General features: G+C 47.6%; 7 protein-coding genes. 5 read left to right on the top strand and 2 right to left on the bottom strand.

Features of this window, described 5'->3' with window-relative positions; translation table 11 throughout:
* The first annotated feature begins 19 nt into the window (after positions 1 to 19).
* The 3 genes from NL647_RS16945 to NL647_RS16955 all read left to right on the top strand — a co-directional run bounded on the left by NL647_RS16945 (position 20) and on the right by NL647_RS16955 (position 2,469).
* The gene (locus NL647_RS16945) at positions 20 to 769 is read left to right on the top strand and encodes an amino acid ABC transporter ATP-binding protein (RefSeq protein ID WP_005443945.1); all 750 of its coding nucleotides are present in this window, start codon (positions 20 to 22) and stop codon (positions 767 to 769) included.
* Positions 770 to 1,123: 354 nt separating this feature from the next.
* Positions 1,124 to 1,786 carry a Bax inhibitor-1/YccA family protein gene (locus NL647_RS16950; RefSeq protein ID WP_005446774.1) on the top strand — a complete coding sequence of 221 codons (663 nt, stop codon included), beginning with the start codon at positions 1,124 to 1,126 and terminating at the stop codon, positions 1,784 to 1,786.
* 353 nt (positions 1,787 to 2,139) lie between these two features.
* On the top strand, positions 2,140 to 2,469 hold the full coding sequence (locus tag NL647_RS16955; RefSeq protein ID WP_005446773.1) for a TusE/DsrC/DsvC family sulfur relay protein: 330 nt from the start codon (positions 2,140 to 2,142) through the stop codon (positions 2,467 to 2,469).
* 73 nt (positions 2,470 to 2,542) lie between these two features.
* Here the strand turns inward: NL647_RS16955 and yccX are convergent, their stop codons facing one another.
* Positions 2,543 to 2,815 (bottom strand): acylphosphatase, encoded by a 273-nt coding sequence (gene yccX, locus NL647_RS16960; protein ID WP_005446772.1) that lies wholly within the window; start codon positions 2,813 to 2,815, stop codon positions 2,543 to 2,545.
* Between the two features lie 90 nt (positions 2,816 to 2,905).
* Between yccX and NL647_RS16965 the strand changes: the two genes are divergently transcribed.
* Both NL647_RS16965 and NL647_RS16970 read left to right on the top strand, forming a co-directional pair.
* Positions 2,906 to 4,309, top strand: a complete 1,404-nt coding sequence (locus tag NL647_RS16965; protein WP_005446771.1) for a methyl-accepting chemotaxis protein — start codon at positions 2,906 to 2,908, stop codon at positions 4,307 to 4,309.
* Between the two features lie 186 nt (positions 4,310 to 4,495).
* Positions 4,496 to 5,689: a class I SAM-dependent methyltransferase gene (locus tag NL647_RS16970; protein ID WP_005446769.1), complete on the top strand. Its 1,194-nt coding sequence runs from the start codon at positions 4,496 to 4,498 to the stop codon at positions 5,687 to 5,689.
* A gap of 50 nt (positions 5,690 to 5,739) precedes the next feature.
* Here the strand turns inward: NL647_RS16970 and NL647_RS16975 are convergent, their stop codons facing one another.
* Positions 5,740 to 20,328, bottom strand: coding sequence for an S-layer family protein (locus NL647_RS16975; RefSeq protein ID WP_253650434.1), 14,589 nt, complete (start codon positions 20,326 to 20,328; stop codon positions 5,740 to 5,742).
* Positions 20,329 to 20,349: the final 21 nt, after the last annotated feature.

Consider the following 20,349-nt stretch of genomic DNA (forward strand, 5'->3'; position numbering starts at 1 on the left):
TCAAGATCAAGGACGTATTATGACGCAACAACAAGATTATATGATCCAGTTGAAGGACATGAATAAGTGGTATGGTGAGTTTCACGTACTAAAGAACATCAATCTAGACGTTAAGAAAGGCGAAAAAATCGTCATCTGTGGACCATCCGGATCTGGTAAATCGACCATGATTCGCTGTATCAACCGTCTGGAAGAGCATCAAGCTGGCAGCATCTATGTGTCGGGTACTGAACTTACAGAAGACCTGAAAAACATTGAGGCGGTTCGTCGTGAAGTGGGTATGTGCTTCCAGCACTTTAACCTTTTCCCTCATCTAACGGTTTTGGAGAATTGTACGCTTGCCCCTATCTGGGTGAAGAAAATGCCAAAAGAAGAAGCCGAAGCCATCGCAATGCAGTACTTAGAGCGCGTTAAGATCCCCGATCAAGCGGACAAGTATCCGGGGCAGCTCTCCGGTGGTCAGCAGCAACGTGTAGCCATTGCTCGTTCTTTGTGTATGAGCCCTAAAGTGATGCTGTTTGATGAACCAACTTCTGCACTGGACCCAGAAATGGTGCGTGAAGTACTGGACGTAATGGTAGAACTGGCGGAAGAAGGCATGACCATGCTGTGTGTAACGCACGAGATGGGCTTTGCAAAAGAAGTCGCCGACCGAGTCATCTTTATGGACGCGGGGGAAATCATCGAAGAAAACAATCCTGTCGATTTCTTTGAGAACCCGCAATCGGATCGTACACAGAACTTCTTGGCTCAGATTCTTCACCATTAAACGCATTCTGAACACCGAGATAACCGACAAAGCGCTGAACTAAATATCAGCGCTTTTTCTTTACTCTCATACTGGCAAACAGACCATGTTACGAAAGTCCAGTTGATTCAACGCGTTGTAAATTTGCGCAACGTTACAACATTCTACGTGAACTGGTCTTCAGAGCTTTGAATAATAAGCCTTTCTCCGCTAGGCAAGGCGGTAATATTGTGTTACAAGTTGCCACATACATAACACATTATTTCTATTATTATTTTGTTCTAGATGTACATGTGGCGGGCTTGATTTTTTGAACTATCGGGCCCATATATGTCTATATATTAAAGATAAGACAGTCCCTTATAGAGGAAGATTATGAACAGTCCTATGTTTTCTCGCACTACTACTCAAGAGAGTGCTCTACAAACCAACAAAGTATTGCGTAATACATATGCACTACTTTCTATGACTCTACTATGGTCAGCACTGGTTGCTGGCGTATCGATGGCGTTTAACCTACCACGTCCAGGTATCATCCTAATGTTGGTCGGTTTCTACGGTCTACTATTCCTGACTGAAAAGAACCGTAACAACAGCATGGGTCTTGTATTTACATTCCTATTTACGGGTTTCTTAGGTTACACCATCGGTCCAATTCTAAACATGTACATCGGTGCTGGCATGGGCGACGTTGTGCTAACAGCACTTGGCGGTACTGCTCTGTCATTCATGGCAGCTTCTGCTTACGCACTGACAACTAAGCGTGACCTATCTATGATGGGTGGTCTAATGCTGTCACTGTTCGTTGTTCTAGTTGTGGGTATGATTGCGAGTATCTTCATCCAATCTACTATCCTGCACCTAGCAATGAGCAGCTTGTTTATTGTTTTCTCTACCATGGCAATCCTGATGACTACTCAAGGCATCATCCGTGGCGGCGAAACAAACTACATCTCTGCGACAATTACGCTGTATGTTTCAATCTACAACATCTTCATCAGCCTACTAAGCATTCTAGGTATCATGAACGACGACTAAACCGTCAGATTGAATTGAAGCTCCAAAAAGCCCGAAGTTGTACTTCGGGCTTTTTCTTTGCACCTTACCTTGTGGATGTTACCTTCCTTTTTACACCGCCCCTCAAACAACAAATTGAATACTCATGCAAAAATAGAAATACTCACCCCGAGAATTTTCTAACAACCTGCATAGGTTTACATTTTCTTGCATAACTCGAAAGGTGTAAGCTTAACGATTGTCTCCCACAGTTTAATATTTTGAATCGTATGAATTTAATTCGCTCAGTCGACTCAACAGATTCTTTTGTTGAGCACAAGCCAGCCTCTACGCTACCCTATACTTATCAATGGTTACTTAGCGGAAATAGAGCTATGTTCGTTTATAACGGCAAAGAAATTGAAACTGATGCTCAAGGCTACCTACTTGACCACACACAGTGGGAAGAAGGCATGATTGAGCTTCTAGCAAAAGAAGAAGAAATTGAACTGACAGAGGCGCATTTGGAAGTGGTTCACTTCGTGCGTGATTTCTATGAAGAGTTCAACACATCACCAGCTGTAAGAATGCTGGTTAAAGCGATGGAAAAAGCGCATGGTCCAGAGAAAGGAAACAGCAAGTATCTGTTCAAACTTTTCAAGAAAGGTCCCGCAAAGCAAGCGACTAAGCTAGCTGGTTTGCCAAAACCTGCTAAATGCTTATAAACCGCCCGCCTCAACGCCACGTCGACAAGCCCAGCGTGTGAAGCTGTTGCTTATCGAGTTATTGCGCTTGGAGCTATAAGATCTTAAATCCGCGGAAAGGCTTATAAGACACACTCTCTTGAGTAACACTGTCAACCGTTGCCGTCCGCGGACCATCTTCCAACCACTTAGAAAACGCCGCGATTTGTTCATCGGTGCCGCAAGCAATCACCTCAACATCCCCATTATTTAAGTTCTTCGCGTACCCGGTTAAACCCAGTTTCAAGCCTTGATGTGATGTGTGGTATCGAAATCCTACACCTTGTACGTGACCTACTATCAGAAACTTCTCACACTTTAGTACCATCCGTATACCGCTCCCTAAATTTGAGTGATATATTATTTCCGTCTATTTACCCCACTAAGGATAGTGGGTTTTTATATGGTTATAATAATTATGAAAGAAATTCCTTTCCGTTGGATTGACAAATATCTCATCCATTTAAAGATTCAAGAAAAGTTCTACCTACTCTTCTTGCTCCCTCTCATCGCATTAGTCATCCTAACTCTCGTTTTGAACAGTGCCGCAGACTCACTTATTACTGACTTATATCAGGAAGAGTTGATGTTAATGAAAGGTCTTATCGAGGCAGGCAATCTCTCGCAATCTCAAGTTGCTAGCCTAATCTCAAGTTCAGATACGATTGCTTTCGGTACAGGTCCAGAAGCTGTTTCTGTTATGAATGGGGCTTTTAGTCTCGTTGCTAACCACGAACAGTCGCTATGGACAGCACTATCTACAACGCAAGTAAGCATTATTCTTATCACTCTGTTTATCATTGCAATGGGCGTTTACTACATCATGACGTTCATCGGTGGTGCGATGTTCACAATGAACAAAGCACTAAACACATTGGCAAACGGTGATTTAACTGCTCGTATGAACTTTTTCCCTGTTCGCGACGAGTTTAGTGAGATTGCTATTACGATCGATAAAGTTGCCGATCGTGAACAAAAGATGGTTCAGTCGATTCAGGAGTCTGTGGCGCTTATGCAGCAAATCAGCTCAGATCTAAACCTATCTATTCAAAACAGTTCTGAAATCTCTAACACGCAACAAGAGCACTTGAATTCGCTGGCAAGCGCAACAGAGGAAATGGCATCAACCATTCGCGAAGTAGCAACACTGGCTCATGACTCAAGCACTCAAACTGATGATGCTCGCAGCGTCGCTCAATCAGGTCAGGTGAAAGTGGAAAACACGCTTCACTCTATCTCTAACCTTTCCACTGAGATCCAATCAGCATCTCAAGCGGTAGAAGAGTTAGATGCAAACGCAGCGCAGATTGATGAAGTGGTAACAACCATCAACGGTATCTCTGAACAAACGAACCTTCTTGCGCTAAACGCAGCCATTGAAGCGGCGCGTGCTGGTGAGCAAGGTCGTGGTTTCGCGGTCGTAGCCGACGAAGTTCGTGCTCTTGCTGGCAGGACTCAACAAGCAACCGTCGAAATTCAAGCAATGATTGAAGCGCTACAACGTAACAGTCAATCACTGACTAAGTTGATGGAAGTAACAGTTCACAATGCGAATGAAGGTCAAACTCTAATGGCCGAAGTGAACCAAGAGATTGGCTCACTTGCAGACAAGAACCAAACTATTTCTGACAGCAGCGTTCAAATCGCTACGGCAGCTGAAGAACAAGGCGTAGTGGCTGACAACATTGCATCGAGTGTTGAAGAGATCCGCATTCAAGCTAACAATGTGTGTACGATGATCAGCACCACATCTCAGAATGTCGAGCAGCTTCGTGCCCAAAGTGACACTATGGAATCACTGCTGACTGGCTTGAAAGCTTAATCACATACACTAATAGCTAGGGTCACTTCGGTGGCCCTTTTTTGCGCCTGGAAAACCCGTCCGTTATTCCACTCACAAGTTTATAATTAAAGCCTCTACAAATGATTGGATTGTCGATGGATATTGCTTTTGCGGGCAACATCCCGGACAATACGCCCCTTTCAAAATTCAACAAGAGCTAAAGAAATGACAGCTGCTATCTATTTGGTTAAAGGTCGTGAGAAATCGGTTAAGCGTAAGCACCCATGGATCTTCTCCCGAGGCATCAGTAAAGTTGAGGGCGAACCTGCTCTTGGCGAAACCGTTGATGTATTTACTCACGACGGGAAATGGCTAGCTAAAGCGGCATATTCTCCAGCTTCTCAAATTCGTGCTCGTATTTGGAGCTTTGAAAAAGAAGAGATCAACAAAGCATTCTTCGTTAAGCGCTTCAACAACGCTCAGCTTCTTCGTGAAGACGTTATCGACCGGGACGGTCTTACTGGCTACCGCCTTATCGCAGCAGAGTCTGATGGTATGCCAGGTGTTACGATCGACCGTTACCAAAACTTCTTTGTGTGTCAGCTTCTAAGTGCAGGTGCAGAATACAACAAACAAGCTATTGTTGATGCGTTAGTTGAGTGTTTCCCTGGTTGTAACGTTTACGAGCGTTCTGACGTCGCGGTACGTAAGAAGGAAGGTCTTAAAGAAACAACCGGCGTATTGCACGGTGAAGAGCCACCAAAATCAGTGGTAATTGAAGAAAACGGCGTGAAGATCAGCGTAGATATTGTTGGTGGTCATAAAACTGGTTTCTACTTAGACCAACGTGATAGCCGTCAACAAGCGATGAAGTACGTGAAAGATAAAGAAGTTCTCAACTGTTTCTCGTACACAGGTGGTTTTGGTCTGTACGCGCTAAAAGGTGGCGCGAAACGTGTTATTAACGCCGATGTATCACAACCTGCTCTCGACACAGCAAAATTCAATGCAGAGCTGAATGAGTTTGATATCTCTAAGAAACGTGCTGTATTCCTAAACGCCGATGTGTTCAAACTGCTACGTGAATACCGTGACCAAGGTACGAAGTTCGACGTTGTTATCATGGATCCACCGAAATTTGCTGAAAGCAAAGCACAACTAAATGGCGCGTGTCGTGGCTACAAGGATATAAACATGTTGGCCATGCAAATTCTAAACCCTGGTGGCACACTACTTACCTATTCTTGTTCTGGTCTGATGGACCAAGTTCTGTTCCAAAAAATTATTGCCGATGCCGCAGTAGATGCAAATCGCCAAGTAAAATTTGTGGAACGTTTCGAACAAGCAGCGGATCACCCTACTGATACCGCTTACCCAGAAGGTTTCTACCTAAAAGGCTTTGCGTGTAAGGTCCTTTAATCGCTGGCTATTTTAGATTCAAAAGAAAACGGAGCTTTCGCTCCGTTTTTTTATTCTCTCAATTGCTCAAGATTAGTAATGATACTGTTGGCAATATCTGCAGCCGATGCGCCATCGAAGTTGATATCTAACTGCTGCCCCCCTTTATTAATGGTTAGGGTCGAGTCTCCAGAATCTTCCGTTACAGACAAGGTAATACCATTCACTTGTCCAGAGAAGTCACCAGACTCAAAATCATCAAGCAGCGTCGACATATCGGTACCAGAAACATCATCGAACAAATCTCTAAGTTCGAGTTTGTCGCCTTCCGACGCATCAAAGTCTGTGACTGAATCCACTGCATTATCCATTTGAGTCCAAACAAACACATCACCATCCGCACCACCGGTCAGGATATCATCGTCTAGACCTCCTATGATGATATCTTCCCCCGCATTGCCCGAGATAGTATCTTCTCCTTCCTCTCCAAGTAAGATATCGGCACTAGCTGTACCAACAAGAGTATCATCACTATTACCACCCACTCCTGAAGGCGCGCCTACACTTGCAGTAACAGACACCGTAAGTGCCCCTATATCAAAATCACCGTTTGATGACTCAGTTCGATAAGAAATTCTTGCACTATCTCCATCATCCAAACTATTTGAAGGGATAAATACCAACTGATTATCTACAACGAGTACTTGACCTTTACTTGGATCAACAACTGCGTCAGCCAACATTAGTGTAGCCGCATTGTCGCTGTTGGTATCGTTTGAAAGTACATCAACCACAATTGGCGTCCCTTCAGGTGTTGAAGCTGTGTCATCTACAGCTTCAACAGAGTTTGGCTCCAAATCAAATGAAACGGTTTCTGCTGTAGTATCACCATCGCCGTCAGTCAGTACGTAATCAAAGTCAAACTGAGTAGCAACCGCAATCGATGAAGCAAAGAAGGTGTATTCACCCGTGTTTAAATCAATAACTACAGAGTTTTGACTGTCCACTACAATCGTCACGGTATCTTCAACTGCATCAACAATGGTTGTCGCTCCAGTGTTGTTCGCGTCATCATCCACCGTAATAGTCGTACCATCAAACGTCACCGTAATACCCGTTGCGCCACCATAGTTAAATGACGATACATAGCCGCCATCAGCACCAAAGAACGACGAACTTCCCCCCATAACAGTCGAACCTAAAGCACCAGTTATTGGCGTTACGATCGATTGGATGAGTATCGCTGGAAGGCTATTAATATCCGGAACGATAATTGGGTCGATTTGTTTATCTATTGGATTATTAGCGTCATAAGCAACAGGCTCTAAGAACTGAGTTGCAGCTCCGGTACCAATACCGTAAGCGAGCGCTGTTACATTATATTGCTCTAGCTGCGCTTCCCAATCCGACTGTTCTGTTGCATTAATCTGATTCCCGGTAGAGCTAGGATTACCATCCGATAGGAAGTAGCTAAGGTTGTTTGCATCCGCAAGTAGCTCAGGATTACCCCAAACATCATCTTCGGCAGCAAGTGCAACGGCATCGTCGTAATCCGTACCGCCACCTGCAGTTAAGCTATTAATCAGTGCGATAGCTTGATCAACATCCATCCAAATTGTTGTTAAATCATTAGGTAAGCTGTTATCTGATGATTCAACACCATCTTCGCCAAGTACATTTGCATTACTACTGAAGGTTGTGATTTGAACTTTAGTATCTCCAAGTAATTGGTATTCTAATAACAAGGCTATCGATGCGCTTTTCAGTACATCAAGACGCGAAGTTACAACATTTGAACTTGAACCAGTAACTGAATCCCACCCCATCGATCCTGATACATCCAGGATCAACTGAACGTTGGAACCTGTTGTTTGCATCGCATTAACGTCTTCAACAACCGTTTCAGCAAATGGAGAGTCATCTTCAATGGCGACCGTAGCAGTTGCAGAGCTAGTAATACCAAGTGCGTTTGACGCAATCACTGGAACTTCTAAATCAATTACGTCTTCGCCACCACTATCCGGATGATCGACTTTTCCTAGTAGCTCTGTCGATAAATTACCAAGATCGTCAACCGACACCTCAATAATTGGCTGACCGCTTGCAGAGCCCGTAAGTGTCTTATCGTTGTTTGAGAGCGTCCAAACTAATGCATCTCCATCACTTGAAATTAGCGTCGTTGGTAAGCCCAATGTGACGGATTCCACAGTTGCTCCCAATGTAAGTGAGCCAGTATCATTCGTGGAATCTGTTGTATCAATAAAACCAGCTAATGCTCCATTGTCGGCATTCGCATCAGGTAAACCTTCTTCAGACACATTAAGTGCTACTGCACCAGAAATGGTTGGTGGGATAGCAGGGTTAACTGCAAATGATCCCGTAACATTGTCTCCATCGGCATCCGTTACTGTGTACTCGAAGTCAATATCACCATCACCAATAGGTTCGCTGAGTGGCTCATATTGGATGAACTCCCACTTGCCTGTGCTCGGTGTAAACTGCACTTCGAACGCAACACCATTATCTGTTGAACCAACTAAACGATTAGGGTTTTGCGCGTCGACGCTGACTGTAATATCGTCTCCACCTGCCGTCTGTAAACCTGATTCCGCACCCGTTAAAGCTGTTACGCCCGGACCATCTGCACCGTATGTAGAACTAATTGTTCCCTCTGCGGATGCGATTGGAATACCACCATCAGAACCGATAAAGGTAATGGATTTAACAGTAAAATCACTATTGTCTTCAATATTCGGTCCATTACCGTTATCCGTTGCTTCTAGAATGATCTGATCAAAGCCACCTTGCTGAACACTAAAGTTTGCTGCGAAATCACCACTTTGAGCATCAGAAGTAAAGGTTTGTTGAGCAATTAGCACGCCATCTCGATAGAATGATGCGACCCCTTCTTCTAATTCACCTCCAAACATTTTGGCAAACTCAATTTCCGCACCAAATGCAACTTTATCACCCAAGTCTATGATGAGTTTTTCAGATACACCTTGATTGTTAGCAAAACGGTAATCGACCTCATTATCTAACGGGAAGCCGTTGTCACCTGAGCTTTTAACCCCAATACCATCCGAAGACTGATTGACTTGTGCTGCGCCAAGCGTCACCGATTCATCCGAAATAAAACCTTCGGCTGTTACAACAACGTCACCAAAGGTTCTACTGAAAGAATCTGCACCATTACCTGTAAAGCTCACTTGTCCAGTTATAACATCGGGGATATCCAAGTTTGTAACGTCTACTACTGGCACGTTACTTGGTACTGATGGACGGTCATCTTCAACAATAACATTGAGGCTTTCAGACGTTGTGGTTTGACCATCACTGACCGAGATCTGCAAATCAAAGTCAATGATATCCTCAACATCATTCACCGGATGATCGAGTGGTTCAAACAGTGTGATGTTGTAATCCCAAGAACCTTGTCCTGAGACAGCGGGCTCCGTGAGAACAACAGTTGCAACAACAGCTAAACTCGCAGTAGAAGCCGTCAATGTTTGAGTATTGCTGTTCCATGCCCAAGACACAGGCTCTCCACCTGATGTGAGTGTATTTGGACCAGAAAGAACGACTGAAACATTCGCTGTATCCGGGTCTCCAACTGTAAATGACCCTGAGAAGCTGGCTGCATTTGTAGTATCGGTAGGAGAACCCGTGGAATCAGGTATACCATCGGTTAACCCTTCTTCTGAAACAACCGCATCGATAACGTCGGAAATAGCTGGAGGTGCATCATTATCGATAATTGTTGCATTACCGACATCAGAGCCCAATACAGGACCAACGCCTACAACAGAAACACTGAAGTCCTCATCCTGCTCAAACACTGCGTCGTTCAGGGTATCAATTCGAACATCAAATTGAGTCGAGCCTGCTGGTACCGTGACTAAACCATCATTCGGAACTGCAACCCAGCCGGAACCAGTATTATATTCAAGCGTGCTTAGATCACCCACTCCGGTGTCACCAGTGTTAAGAGTAAGCTGAACCTGAACCGCAGCTTCAGACTCGTTAGTGAGCGAGACAACGAAGTTGGCAGTGTCACCTTCGTTAATCGTGCCAGCATCACTAATAGATACCGTTGGGCGGTCGTCGTCCGGATCGGGATCAGGGCCAGTACCATCATCGACAATGGTTGCGGTCCCCGTATCAGTACCTTGGACAGCACCGAGACCGGTCACATCTACCGTGAAGTTCTCTGGGCCTTCGTAGACTTCGTCGTCAATCGAAGCGATTCGAACATCGAACTGAGTCATACCAGCAGGAACACTCACCACACCATTAACAGGAACGGCTACCCAACCTGAGCCAGTGTTGTATTCGAGAGTGCCGAGGTCGCCTGCTTCGGTGTCACCAAGATTAAGGTCGAGTTGAACTTCGACTGGGGCTTCTGATGCATTAGTTAACGAGACAACGAAGTTGGCGGTATCGCCTTCGTTGATCGTGCCAGCATCACTAATAGACACCGTTGGACGGTCATCATCTGGATCGGGATCAGGACCCGTACCATCATCGACGATGGTTGCGGTACCCGTGTCGGAACCTTGCACAGGACCTAAACCAGTTACGTCTACCGTGAAGTTTTCAGGACCTTCGTAGACTTCATCATCAATCGAAGCGATTCGTACATCGAACTCAGTTAATCCTGCAGGTACAGTCACTACGCCATCGACAGGAACGGTCGCCCAACCTGAACCGGTGTTGTACTCAAGAGTGCCGAGGTCACCCACTTCGGTATCACCGAGGTTAAGGTCGAGTTGCACTTCAACTGGGGCTTCAGAAGCGTTAGTTAACGAGACAACGAAATTGGCGGTGTCACCTTCGTTAATTGTGCCAGCATCACTAATAGATACCGTCGGACGGTCATCATCCGGATCGGGCTCAGGACCCGTACCATCATCGACGATAGTGGCTGTGCCCGTGTCAGTGCCTTGAACAGGGCCAAGACCGGTCACATCTACCGTGAAGTTCTCTGGTCCTTCATAAACTTCATCATCAATAGAATCGATTCGTACATCGAACTCAGTTAAGCCTGCTGGTACAGTCACTACGCCATCGACAGGAACGGCAACCCAACCTGAGCCAGTGTTGTATTCAAGGGTACCAAGGTCGCCGGCTTCCGTGTCACCGAGATTAAGATCCAGTTGAACTTCCACTGGGGATTCAGAAGCGTTAGTTAACGAGACAACGAAATTGGCGGTGTCACCTTCGTTAATTGTGCCTGCATCACTAATAGAAACCGTTGGACGGTCATCATCCGGATCGGGATCAGGACCCGTACCATCATCAACGATGGTTGCGGTACCTGTGTCTGTGCCTTGGACAGGACCAAGACCAGTTACGTCTATGGTGAAGTTCTCTGGACCTTCATAGACTTCGTCGTCAATCGAAGCGATTCGAACATCGAACTGAGTCATACCAGCAGGAACACTCACCACACCATTAACAGGAACGGCTACCCAACCTGAGCCTGTGTTGTATTCGAGAGTGCCAAGATCGCCGGCTTCGGTATCACCGAGATTAAGGTCGAGTTGCACTTCGACTGGGGCTTCTGATGCATTAGTTAGAGAGACAACGAAGTTGGCGGTGTCACCTTCGTTAATCGTTCCAGCATCACTGATAGATACCGTTGGGCGGTCGTCGTCCGGATCTGGGTCTGGCCCTGTACCGTCATCGACGATAGTGGCTGTGCCCGTGTCAGTGCCTTGAACAGGGCCAAGACCGGTCACATCTACCGTGAAGTTCTCTGGACCTTCGTAGACTTCATCATCAATCGAAGCGATTCGAACATCGAACTGAGTCATACCAGCAGGAACACTCACCACACCATTAACAGGAACGGCTACCCAACCTGAGCCCGTGTTGTATTCAAGAGTACCGAGATCGCCCACTTCGGTGTCACCAAGGTTAAGTTCGAGTTGCACTTCCACTGGGGCTTCAGAAGCGTTAGTTAATGAGACAACGAAATTGGCGGTGTCACCTTCGTTAATTGTGCCTGCGTCAGTGATAGATACCGTTGGACGGTCGTCGTCCGGATCGGGATCAGGACCTGTACCATCATCGACGATGGTTGCTGTACCCGTATCGGAACCTTGAACAGGACCAAGACCTGTTACGTCTACGGTGAAGTTCTCTGGTCCTTCATAAACTTCATCATCAATCGATGCGATTCGAACATCGAACTCAGTTAAGCCTGCTGGTACAGTCACTACACCACTAACGGGTACTGCAACCCAACCTGAGCCTGTGTTGTATTCGAGAGTGCCAAGATCGCCGGCTTCGGTATCACCAAGGTTAAGGTCGAGTTGAACTTCGACTGGGGCTTCAGAAGCGTTAGTTAATGAGACAACGAAATTGGCGGTATCGCCCTCGTTGATCGTGCCAGCGTCGCTAATAGAAACCGTTGGGCGGTCGTCGTCCGGATCTGGGTCTGGTCCTGTACCGTCATCGACGATAGTGGCTGTGCCCGTGTCAGTGCCTTGAACAGGGCCGAGACCGGTCACATCTACCGTGAAGTTCTCTGGACCTTCGTAGACTTCGTCATCAATCGATGCGATTCGAACATCGAATTGAGTCATACCAGCAGGAACGCTTACTATGCCATCGACAGGCACTGCAACCCATCCTGAGCCTGTGTTGTATTCGAGAGTGCCAAGGTCGCCGGCTTCGGTATCACCAAGGTTAAGGTCGAGTTGAACTTCGACTGGGGCTTCAGAAGCGTTAGTTAATGAGACAACGAAATTGGCGGTATCTCCCTCGTTAATCGTACCAGCATCACTAATAGATACCGTTGGACGGTCGTCGTCCGGATCTGGGTCTGGCCCTGTACCGTCATCGACGATAGTGGCTGTGCCCGTGTCAGTGCCTTGAACAGGGCCAAGACCGGTCACATCTACCGTGAAGTTCTCTGGACCTTCGTAGACTTCGTCATCAATAGAAGCAATGCGCACATCGAACTGAGTCATACCAGCAGGAACACTTACTACGCCACCAACAGGGACTGCAACCCAACCTGAGCCGGTGTTGTATTCGAGAGTACCGAGGTCGCCCACTTCGGTGTCACCAAGGTTAAGATCGAGTTGAACCTCGACTGGGGCTTCTGATGCATTAGTTAACGAGACAACGAAGTTGGCAGTGTCACCTTCGTTAATTGTGCCAGCGTCGCTAATAGAAACCGTTGGACGGTCGTCGTCCGGATCTGGGTCTGGCCCTGTACCGTCATCGACGATAGTGGCTGTACCCGTGTCGGAACCTTGCACAGGACCAAGACCTGTTACGTCTACGGTGAAGTTCTCTGGACCTTCGTAGACTTCATCATCAATCGATGCGATTCGAACATCGAACTGAGTCATACCAGCAGGAACACTTACTACACCACCAACAGGGACGGCAACCCAACCTGAGCCCGTGTTGTATTCGAGAGTGCCAAGGTCACCGGCTTCGGTATCACCAAGGTTAAGATCGAGTTGCACTTCAACTGGTGCTTCAGAAGCATTGGTCAGTGATACAACAAAGTTTGCAGTATCGCCTTCATTAATCGTGCCAGCATCGCTAATAGATACGGTTGGACGGTCATCATCCGGATCGGGATCAGGACCTGTACCATCATCGACGATAGTGGCTGTGCCCGTGTCAGTGCCTTGAACAGGGCCGAGACCGGTCACATCTACCGTGAAGTTCTCTGGACCTTCGTAGACTTCGTCATCAATCGATGCGATTCGAACATCGAATTGAGTCATACCAGCAGGAACGCTTACTATGCCATCGACAGGCACTGCAACCCATCCTGAGCCAGTGTTGTATTCAAGGGTACCAAGGTCACCTGCTTCGGTATCGCCAAGGTTGAGACCTAGCTCGACTTGAACATCATCTTCAGAAACGTTTGCCAAAGTAACGACAAAATTAGCCGTATCACCCTCATTGATGACACCAGCATCACTAATAGTAACGCCAGGGCGATCGTCGTCCGGATCTGGACCAGGTCCCGTACCGTCATCAACAATGGTTGCGCTACCCGTATCGGTACCTTGGACAGGACCAAGACCGGTCACGTCTACCGTGAAGTTCTCTGGACCTTCATAAACTTCGTCATCAATCGAAGCAATACGCACATCGAACTGAGTCATACCAGCAGGAACACTTACTACACCACCAACAGGGACGGCAACCCAACCTGAGCCAGTGTTGTATTCGAGAGTACCAAGGTCACCTGCTTCGGTATCACCGAGGTTAAGGTCGAGTTGCACTTCTACTGGGGCTTCTGATGCATTAGTTAACGAGACAACGAAGTTGGCGGTATCGCCTTCGTTAATCGTACCAGCATCACTAATAGATACCGTTGGACGGTCATCATCCGGATCGGGATCAGGCCCTGTACCATCATCGACGATGGTTGCTGTACCCGTATCGGAACCTTGAACAGGGCCAAGACCTGTTACGTCTACCGTGAAGTTTTCAGGACCTTCGTAGACTTCATCGTCAATCGATGCAATTCGTACATTGAACTCAGTTAACCCTGCTGGCACAGTCACTACGCCATCGACAGGAACAACTACCCAACCAGAGCCGGTGTTGTACTCAAGAGTACCGAGGTCACCTGCTTCCGTGTCATCGAGGTTAAGGTCGAGCTGCACTTCCACTGGAGCTTCTGAAGCATTAGTTAGAGATACAACGAAATTGGCGGTGTCACCTTCGTTAATTGTGCCAGCGTCACTAATAGAAACCGTTGGGCGGTCGTCGTCCGGATCTGGGTCTGGCCCTGTACCGTCATCAACGATAGTGGCTGTGCCCGTATCGGTACCTTGCACAGGACCTAAACCAGTTACGTCTACCGTGAAGTTTTCAGGACCTTCGTAGACTTCATCATCAATCGAAGCGATTCGTACATCAAACTCAGTTAACCCTGCTGGTACAGTCACTACGCCATCGACAGGCACCACAACCCAACCTGAGCCTGTGTTGTACTCTAGACTACCGAGGTCACCTGCTTCCGTGTCACCGAGGTTAAGGTCGAGTTGCACCTCAACTGGGGCTTCAGAAGCATTGGTCAGTGAGACAACGAAATTGGCGGTGTCACCTTCGTTAATTGTGCCAGCATCGCTAATAGAAACCGTTGGACGGTCATCATCTGGCTCAGGCTCTGGTCCCGTACCATCATCGACGATGGTTGCAGTACCTGTGTCTGTGCCTTGGACAGGACCGAGACCGGTCACATCTACGGTGAAGTTCTCTGGACCTTCGTAAACTTCGTCATCAATCGATGCAATACGCACATCAAACTCAGTTAACCCTGCTGGCACAGTCACTACGCCATCGACAGGAACGGCAACCCAACCTGAGCCGGTGTTGTATTCGAGAGTACCGAGGTCACCTGCTTCGGTATCGCCAAGGTTGAGACCTAGCTCGACTTGAACATCATCTTCAGAAACGTTTGCCAAAGTAACGACAAAATTAGCCGTATCACCCTCATTGATGACACCAGCATCACTAATAGTAACGCCAGGGCGATCGTCGTCCGGATCTGGGTCTGGCCCTGTACCGTCATCGACGATAGTGGCTGTGCCCGTATCGGTACCTTGCACAGGACCTAAACCAGTTACGTCTACCGTGAAGTTCTCTGGACCTTCGTAGACTTCGTCATCAATCGATGCAATACGCACATCGAACTGAGTCATACCAGCAGGAACACTTACTACGCCACCAACAGGAACGGCTACCCAACCTGAGCCGGTGTCGTATTCGAGAGTACCGAGGTCGCCCACTTCGGTATCACCAAGGTTAAGATCGAGCTGAACCTCCACTGGAGCTTCTGATGCATTAGATAATGAGACAACGAAATTGGCGGTATCGCCCTCGTTAATCGTACCAGCATCACTAATAGATACCGTCGGACGGTCATCATCTGGCTCAGGCTCTGGCCCCGTACCATCATCGACGATGGTTGCGGTACCTGTATCAGTACCTTGGACAGGACCGAGACCAGTTACGTCTACCGTGAAGTTTTCCGGACCTTCGTAGACTTCGTCATCAATAGAAGCGATTCGTACATCGAACTCAGTTAAGCCTGCTGGCACAATCACTACGCCATCGACAGGAACGGTCGCCCAACCTGAACCGGTGTTGTACTCAAGGGTACCGAGGTCGCCTGCTTCGGTATCACCGAGGTTAAGATCCAGTTGAACTTCGACTGGGGCTTCAGAAGCGTTGGTTAATGAGACAACGAAATTGGCGGTATCGCCCTCGTTGATCGTGCCAGCGTCACTGATAGATACGGTTGGACGGTCGTCGTCCGGATCTGGATCAGGGCCAGTACCATCATCAACGATGGTTGCTGTCCCCGTATCAGTGCCTTGAACAGGGCCGAGACCGGTCACATCTACGGTGAAGTTCTCTGGACCTTCGTAGACTTCGTCATCAATCGATGCAATACGCGCATCAAACTCAGTTAACCCTGCTGGTACAGTCACTACACCACTAACGGGTACTGCAACCCAACCTGAGCCTGTGTTGTATTCGAGAGTACCTAGGTCACCAGCTTCGGTATCACCGAGATTAAGGTCGAGTTGAACCTCAACTGGGGCTTCAGAAGCATTGGTCAGTGATACAACGAAATTGGCGGTGTCACCTTCGTTAATCATGCCAGCATCGCTAATAGATACGGTTGGACGGTCATCATCCGGATCGGGATCAGGACCTGTACCGTCATCGACAATGGTTGCTGTACCCGTATCAGTGCCTTGAACAGGACCAAGACCTGTTACGTCTACGGTGAAGTTCTCTGGACCTTCATAAACTTCGTCATCAATCGATGCGATTCGAACATCGAACTCAGTTAAGCCTGCTGGTACAGTCACTACGCCATCGATAGGCACGGCTACCCAACCTGAGCCTGTGTTGTACTCAAGAGTACCGAGGTCACCTGCTTCGGTATCACCGAGATTAAGATCCAGTTGAACTTCCACTGGGGATTCAGATGCATTGGTCAGAGATACAACGAAATTGGCGGTATCGCCCTCGTTGATCGTGCCAGCGTCACTGATAGATACGGTTGGACGGTCGTCGTCCGGATCTGGATCAGGCCCCGTACCATCATCGACGATGGTTGCGGTACCCGTATCAGTGCCTTGAACAGGGCCGAGACCGGTCACATCTACCGTGAAGTTTTCAGGACCTTCGTAAACTTCGTCATCAATCGATGCAATACGCACATCAAACTCAGTTAACCCTGCTGGCACAGTCACTACGCCATCGACAGGAACGGCAACCCAACCTGAGCCGGTGTTGTATTCGAGAGTACCGAGGTCACCTGCTTCGGTATCACCAAGGTTAAGGTCGAGCTGCACTTCCACTGGGGCTTCAGAAGCGTTAGTTAATGAGACAACGAAGTTGGCGGTGTCACCTTCGTTAATCGTACCAGCATCACTGATAGATACGGTTGGACGGTCATCATCTGGGTCGGGTTCAGGGCCCGTACCATCATCAACGATAGTGGCTGTGCCCGTATCGGTACCTTGAACAGGACCAAGACCTGTTACGTCTACCGTGAAATTCTCTGGACCTTCATAAACTTCATCATCAATCGAAGCAATACGCACATCGAACTCAGTTAAGCCTGCTGGCACAGTCACTACGCCATCGACAGGAACGGTCGCCCAACCTGAACCGGTGTTGTACTCAAGAGTGCCGAGGTCGCCAGCCTCTGTATCACCGAGGTTAAGGTCGAGCTGCACTTCCACTGGAGCTTCAGAAGCGTTAGTTAACGAGACAACGAAATTGGCGGTGTCACCTTCGTTAATTGTGCCAGCATCGCTAATAGAAACCGTTGGACGGTCATCATCTGGCTCAGGCTCTGGTCCCGTACCATCATCGACGATAGTGGCTGTGCCCGTGTCAGTACCTTGGATGGGACCTAAACCAGTTACGCCTACGGTGAAGTTCTCTGGACCTTCGTAGACTTCGTCATCAATAGAATCAATTCGTACATCGAACTCAGTTAAGCCTGCTGGCACAGTCACTACGCCATCGACAGGAACGGCTACCCATCCTGAACCAGTGTTGTATTCAAGGGTACCAAGGTCACCTGCTTCGGTGTCACCGAGATTAAGATCCAGTTGAACTTCCACTGGGGATTCAGATGCATTGGTCAGTGATACAACAAAGTTTGCAGTATCGCCTTCATTAATCGTGCCAGCATCGCTAATAGATACGGTTGGACGGTCATCATCCGGATCGGGATCAGGACCTGTACCATCATCGACGATGGTTGCTGTACCCGTATCAGTGCCTTGAACAGGGCCGAGACCGGTCACATCTACCGTAAAGTTCTCTGGACCTTCGTAGACTTCATCGTCAATCGAAGCGATTCGTACATCGAACTCAGTTAACCCTGCTGGTACAGTCACTACACCATCAACAGGCACTGCAACCCAACCGGAGCCGGTGTTGTATTCGAGAGTGCCGAGGTCGCCTGCTTCGGTGTCACCAAGGTTAAGGTCGAGCTGCACTTCCACTGGAGCTTCTGAAGCATTAGTTAGAGATACAACGAAATTGGCGGTGTCACCTTCGTTAATTGTGCCAGCGTCACTAATAGAAACCGTTGGGCGGTCGTCGTCCGGATCGGGACTAGGACCAGTATTGTCATCGACAATCGTTGCACTACCTGAATCAGAACCTTGAACTGAGTCCAAACCTGTCACACTAACACTGAACTCTTCAGGACCTTCAAACACTTCGTCATCAATAGTAGCAACGCGAACATCAAACTCGCTTAATCCCGCAGGTACCGTAACTACACCATCGTTTGGTACTGCAACCCAACCTGAACCAGTGTTGTATTCTAGGACGCCAAGATCGCCCGTTTCGGTATCACCAAGATCAAGACCTAGTTCTACTTGGACTGGAGAATCAGCTTCATTAGTTAGAGACACAACGAAGTTTACCGTATCACCTTCATTAACAACTCCCGCATCGCTAATGGATACCGTTGGACGGTCGTCATCAGGGTCAGGTCCCGGGCCAGTACCATCATCAACAATGGTCCCTGTTCCCGTCTGAGGAATCGCTTGATTGCCAGTGTTTCCAGACAAAGTAAATGTTTCTGAGCCTTCAAAGAGGTCGTCATCAATCGTACTAATAGTGACACTGTAGCTTATATTGTTCGCTGGCACGGATACATCAAAGCTACCATCTGGATTGACGTTTACGACTTGAGTGCTGTTGTCTTCGAAAGTAATCGTAACGGATGTGTTGGTGTAATCTATTCCACCTTCAGCGCTACCATCAGCCAGATTCATACTGACCACAGTATCGGTCGTACTTAGGTTACTAAGCGTCACATCTAATCTGGCTAAATCGCCCTCATTAACCGTAGTATCACTAATAGATGCAACTGTCGGTCTATCGTCATCCGGATTGGGACCGGGACCAGAACCGTCATCAACGATGGTTCCCGTTCCTGACGTTGTGCCATTTTGATTCTCTGTTGAGCCCGATAACGTAAACGTCTCCGTTCCTTCAAACAAATCATCGTCTATCGTATTTATCGTGACATTGTAACTAACCTCATTCGCAGGGACAGTGACAGCAAAGCTACCGTCTGGGTTTACATTAACAATCTGAGTGCTGTTATCCTCGAACGTAATAGTGACGGAAGTGTTTGTGTAATCTAATCCACCCTCCGCAGTTCCATCAGATAACGTCATGTTCACCGTCGTTTCTGACGTACTCGGGTTGCTAAGCGTTACCTCAAGCACAGCTTCCTCACCCTCGTTTACGGTTGTATCGCTGACAGAAGCAACGGTCGGTCGATCGTCATCAGGCTCTTCACCCGGACCAGTGCCATCATCTGTTATTGTTGCCACACCTGTAACGGGTTCCGGCTGGTTCTCCGTACCACCGCTTAACGTGAAAGTTTCGTTTCCTTCAAATACGTCGTCATCAATCGTATCCACCGTGATTACGAACGACTCATCTCCAATGGGGATTGAAACAGAAAACGTCCCATCTTCTCCGACATTTATTTGATCCGTACTTCCATCTTCAAAAGTAATAGTAATAACCGAGTTGTCGTAATCAGCTCCCCCTGTCGCAGAATCATCACTAAGGGATAATGTCACCTCAGTCTCTTGCTGTGTGGGCTGGTCGAGAGTGACTTCAAAAGACGCTTGATCACCTTCGTTTATTGTCGGGCTGGATATGTCCTGAACGATAACCTGAGCAGGGATAATTATTTGTTGGTTGATAAACTCAAGCAACGAAAGCTCTTGAGTTTCTGATAGGGTTATTGCTGTACCGACCGTTTCGAAATCCGTACTAGCAAGGGCTTCTGCGCCTGTACGATCAATTGCTCCAGTCGACTGTGGACTCGAACCATCGCTTTCACCCGCTGCAGGTTCAAAGTCACCTTCAAGCTGTGCAGGGTCTTCCCCGGCTGCGATTGCCTCAATTAGTGCGGTGATATCGTCCGTTACATTAATTGAGCTGCCATCAGGGGCTATTTGTTCGAAATTCAATTGAGAAGTGTCAGACACTTCAGTGATAACCAATTCCCCAGATGCAGGGACCTGACCTGGTTCTAAGGTCCTAATTTCCCCGTCAATTCCAATAACTACGATATTACTCGCAAGCGAGCTAAAGGTTACTCGATCCATAAATCACCCCACCAGGCTTTC

The sequence above is a fragment of the Vibrio sp. Y29_XK_CS5 genome (genome assembly GCF_024181835.1).
GTDB lineage: Bacteria > Pseudomonadota > Gammaproteobacteria > Enterobacterales > Vibrionaceae > Vibrio > Vibrio harveyi.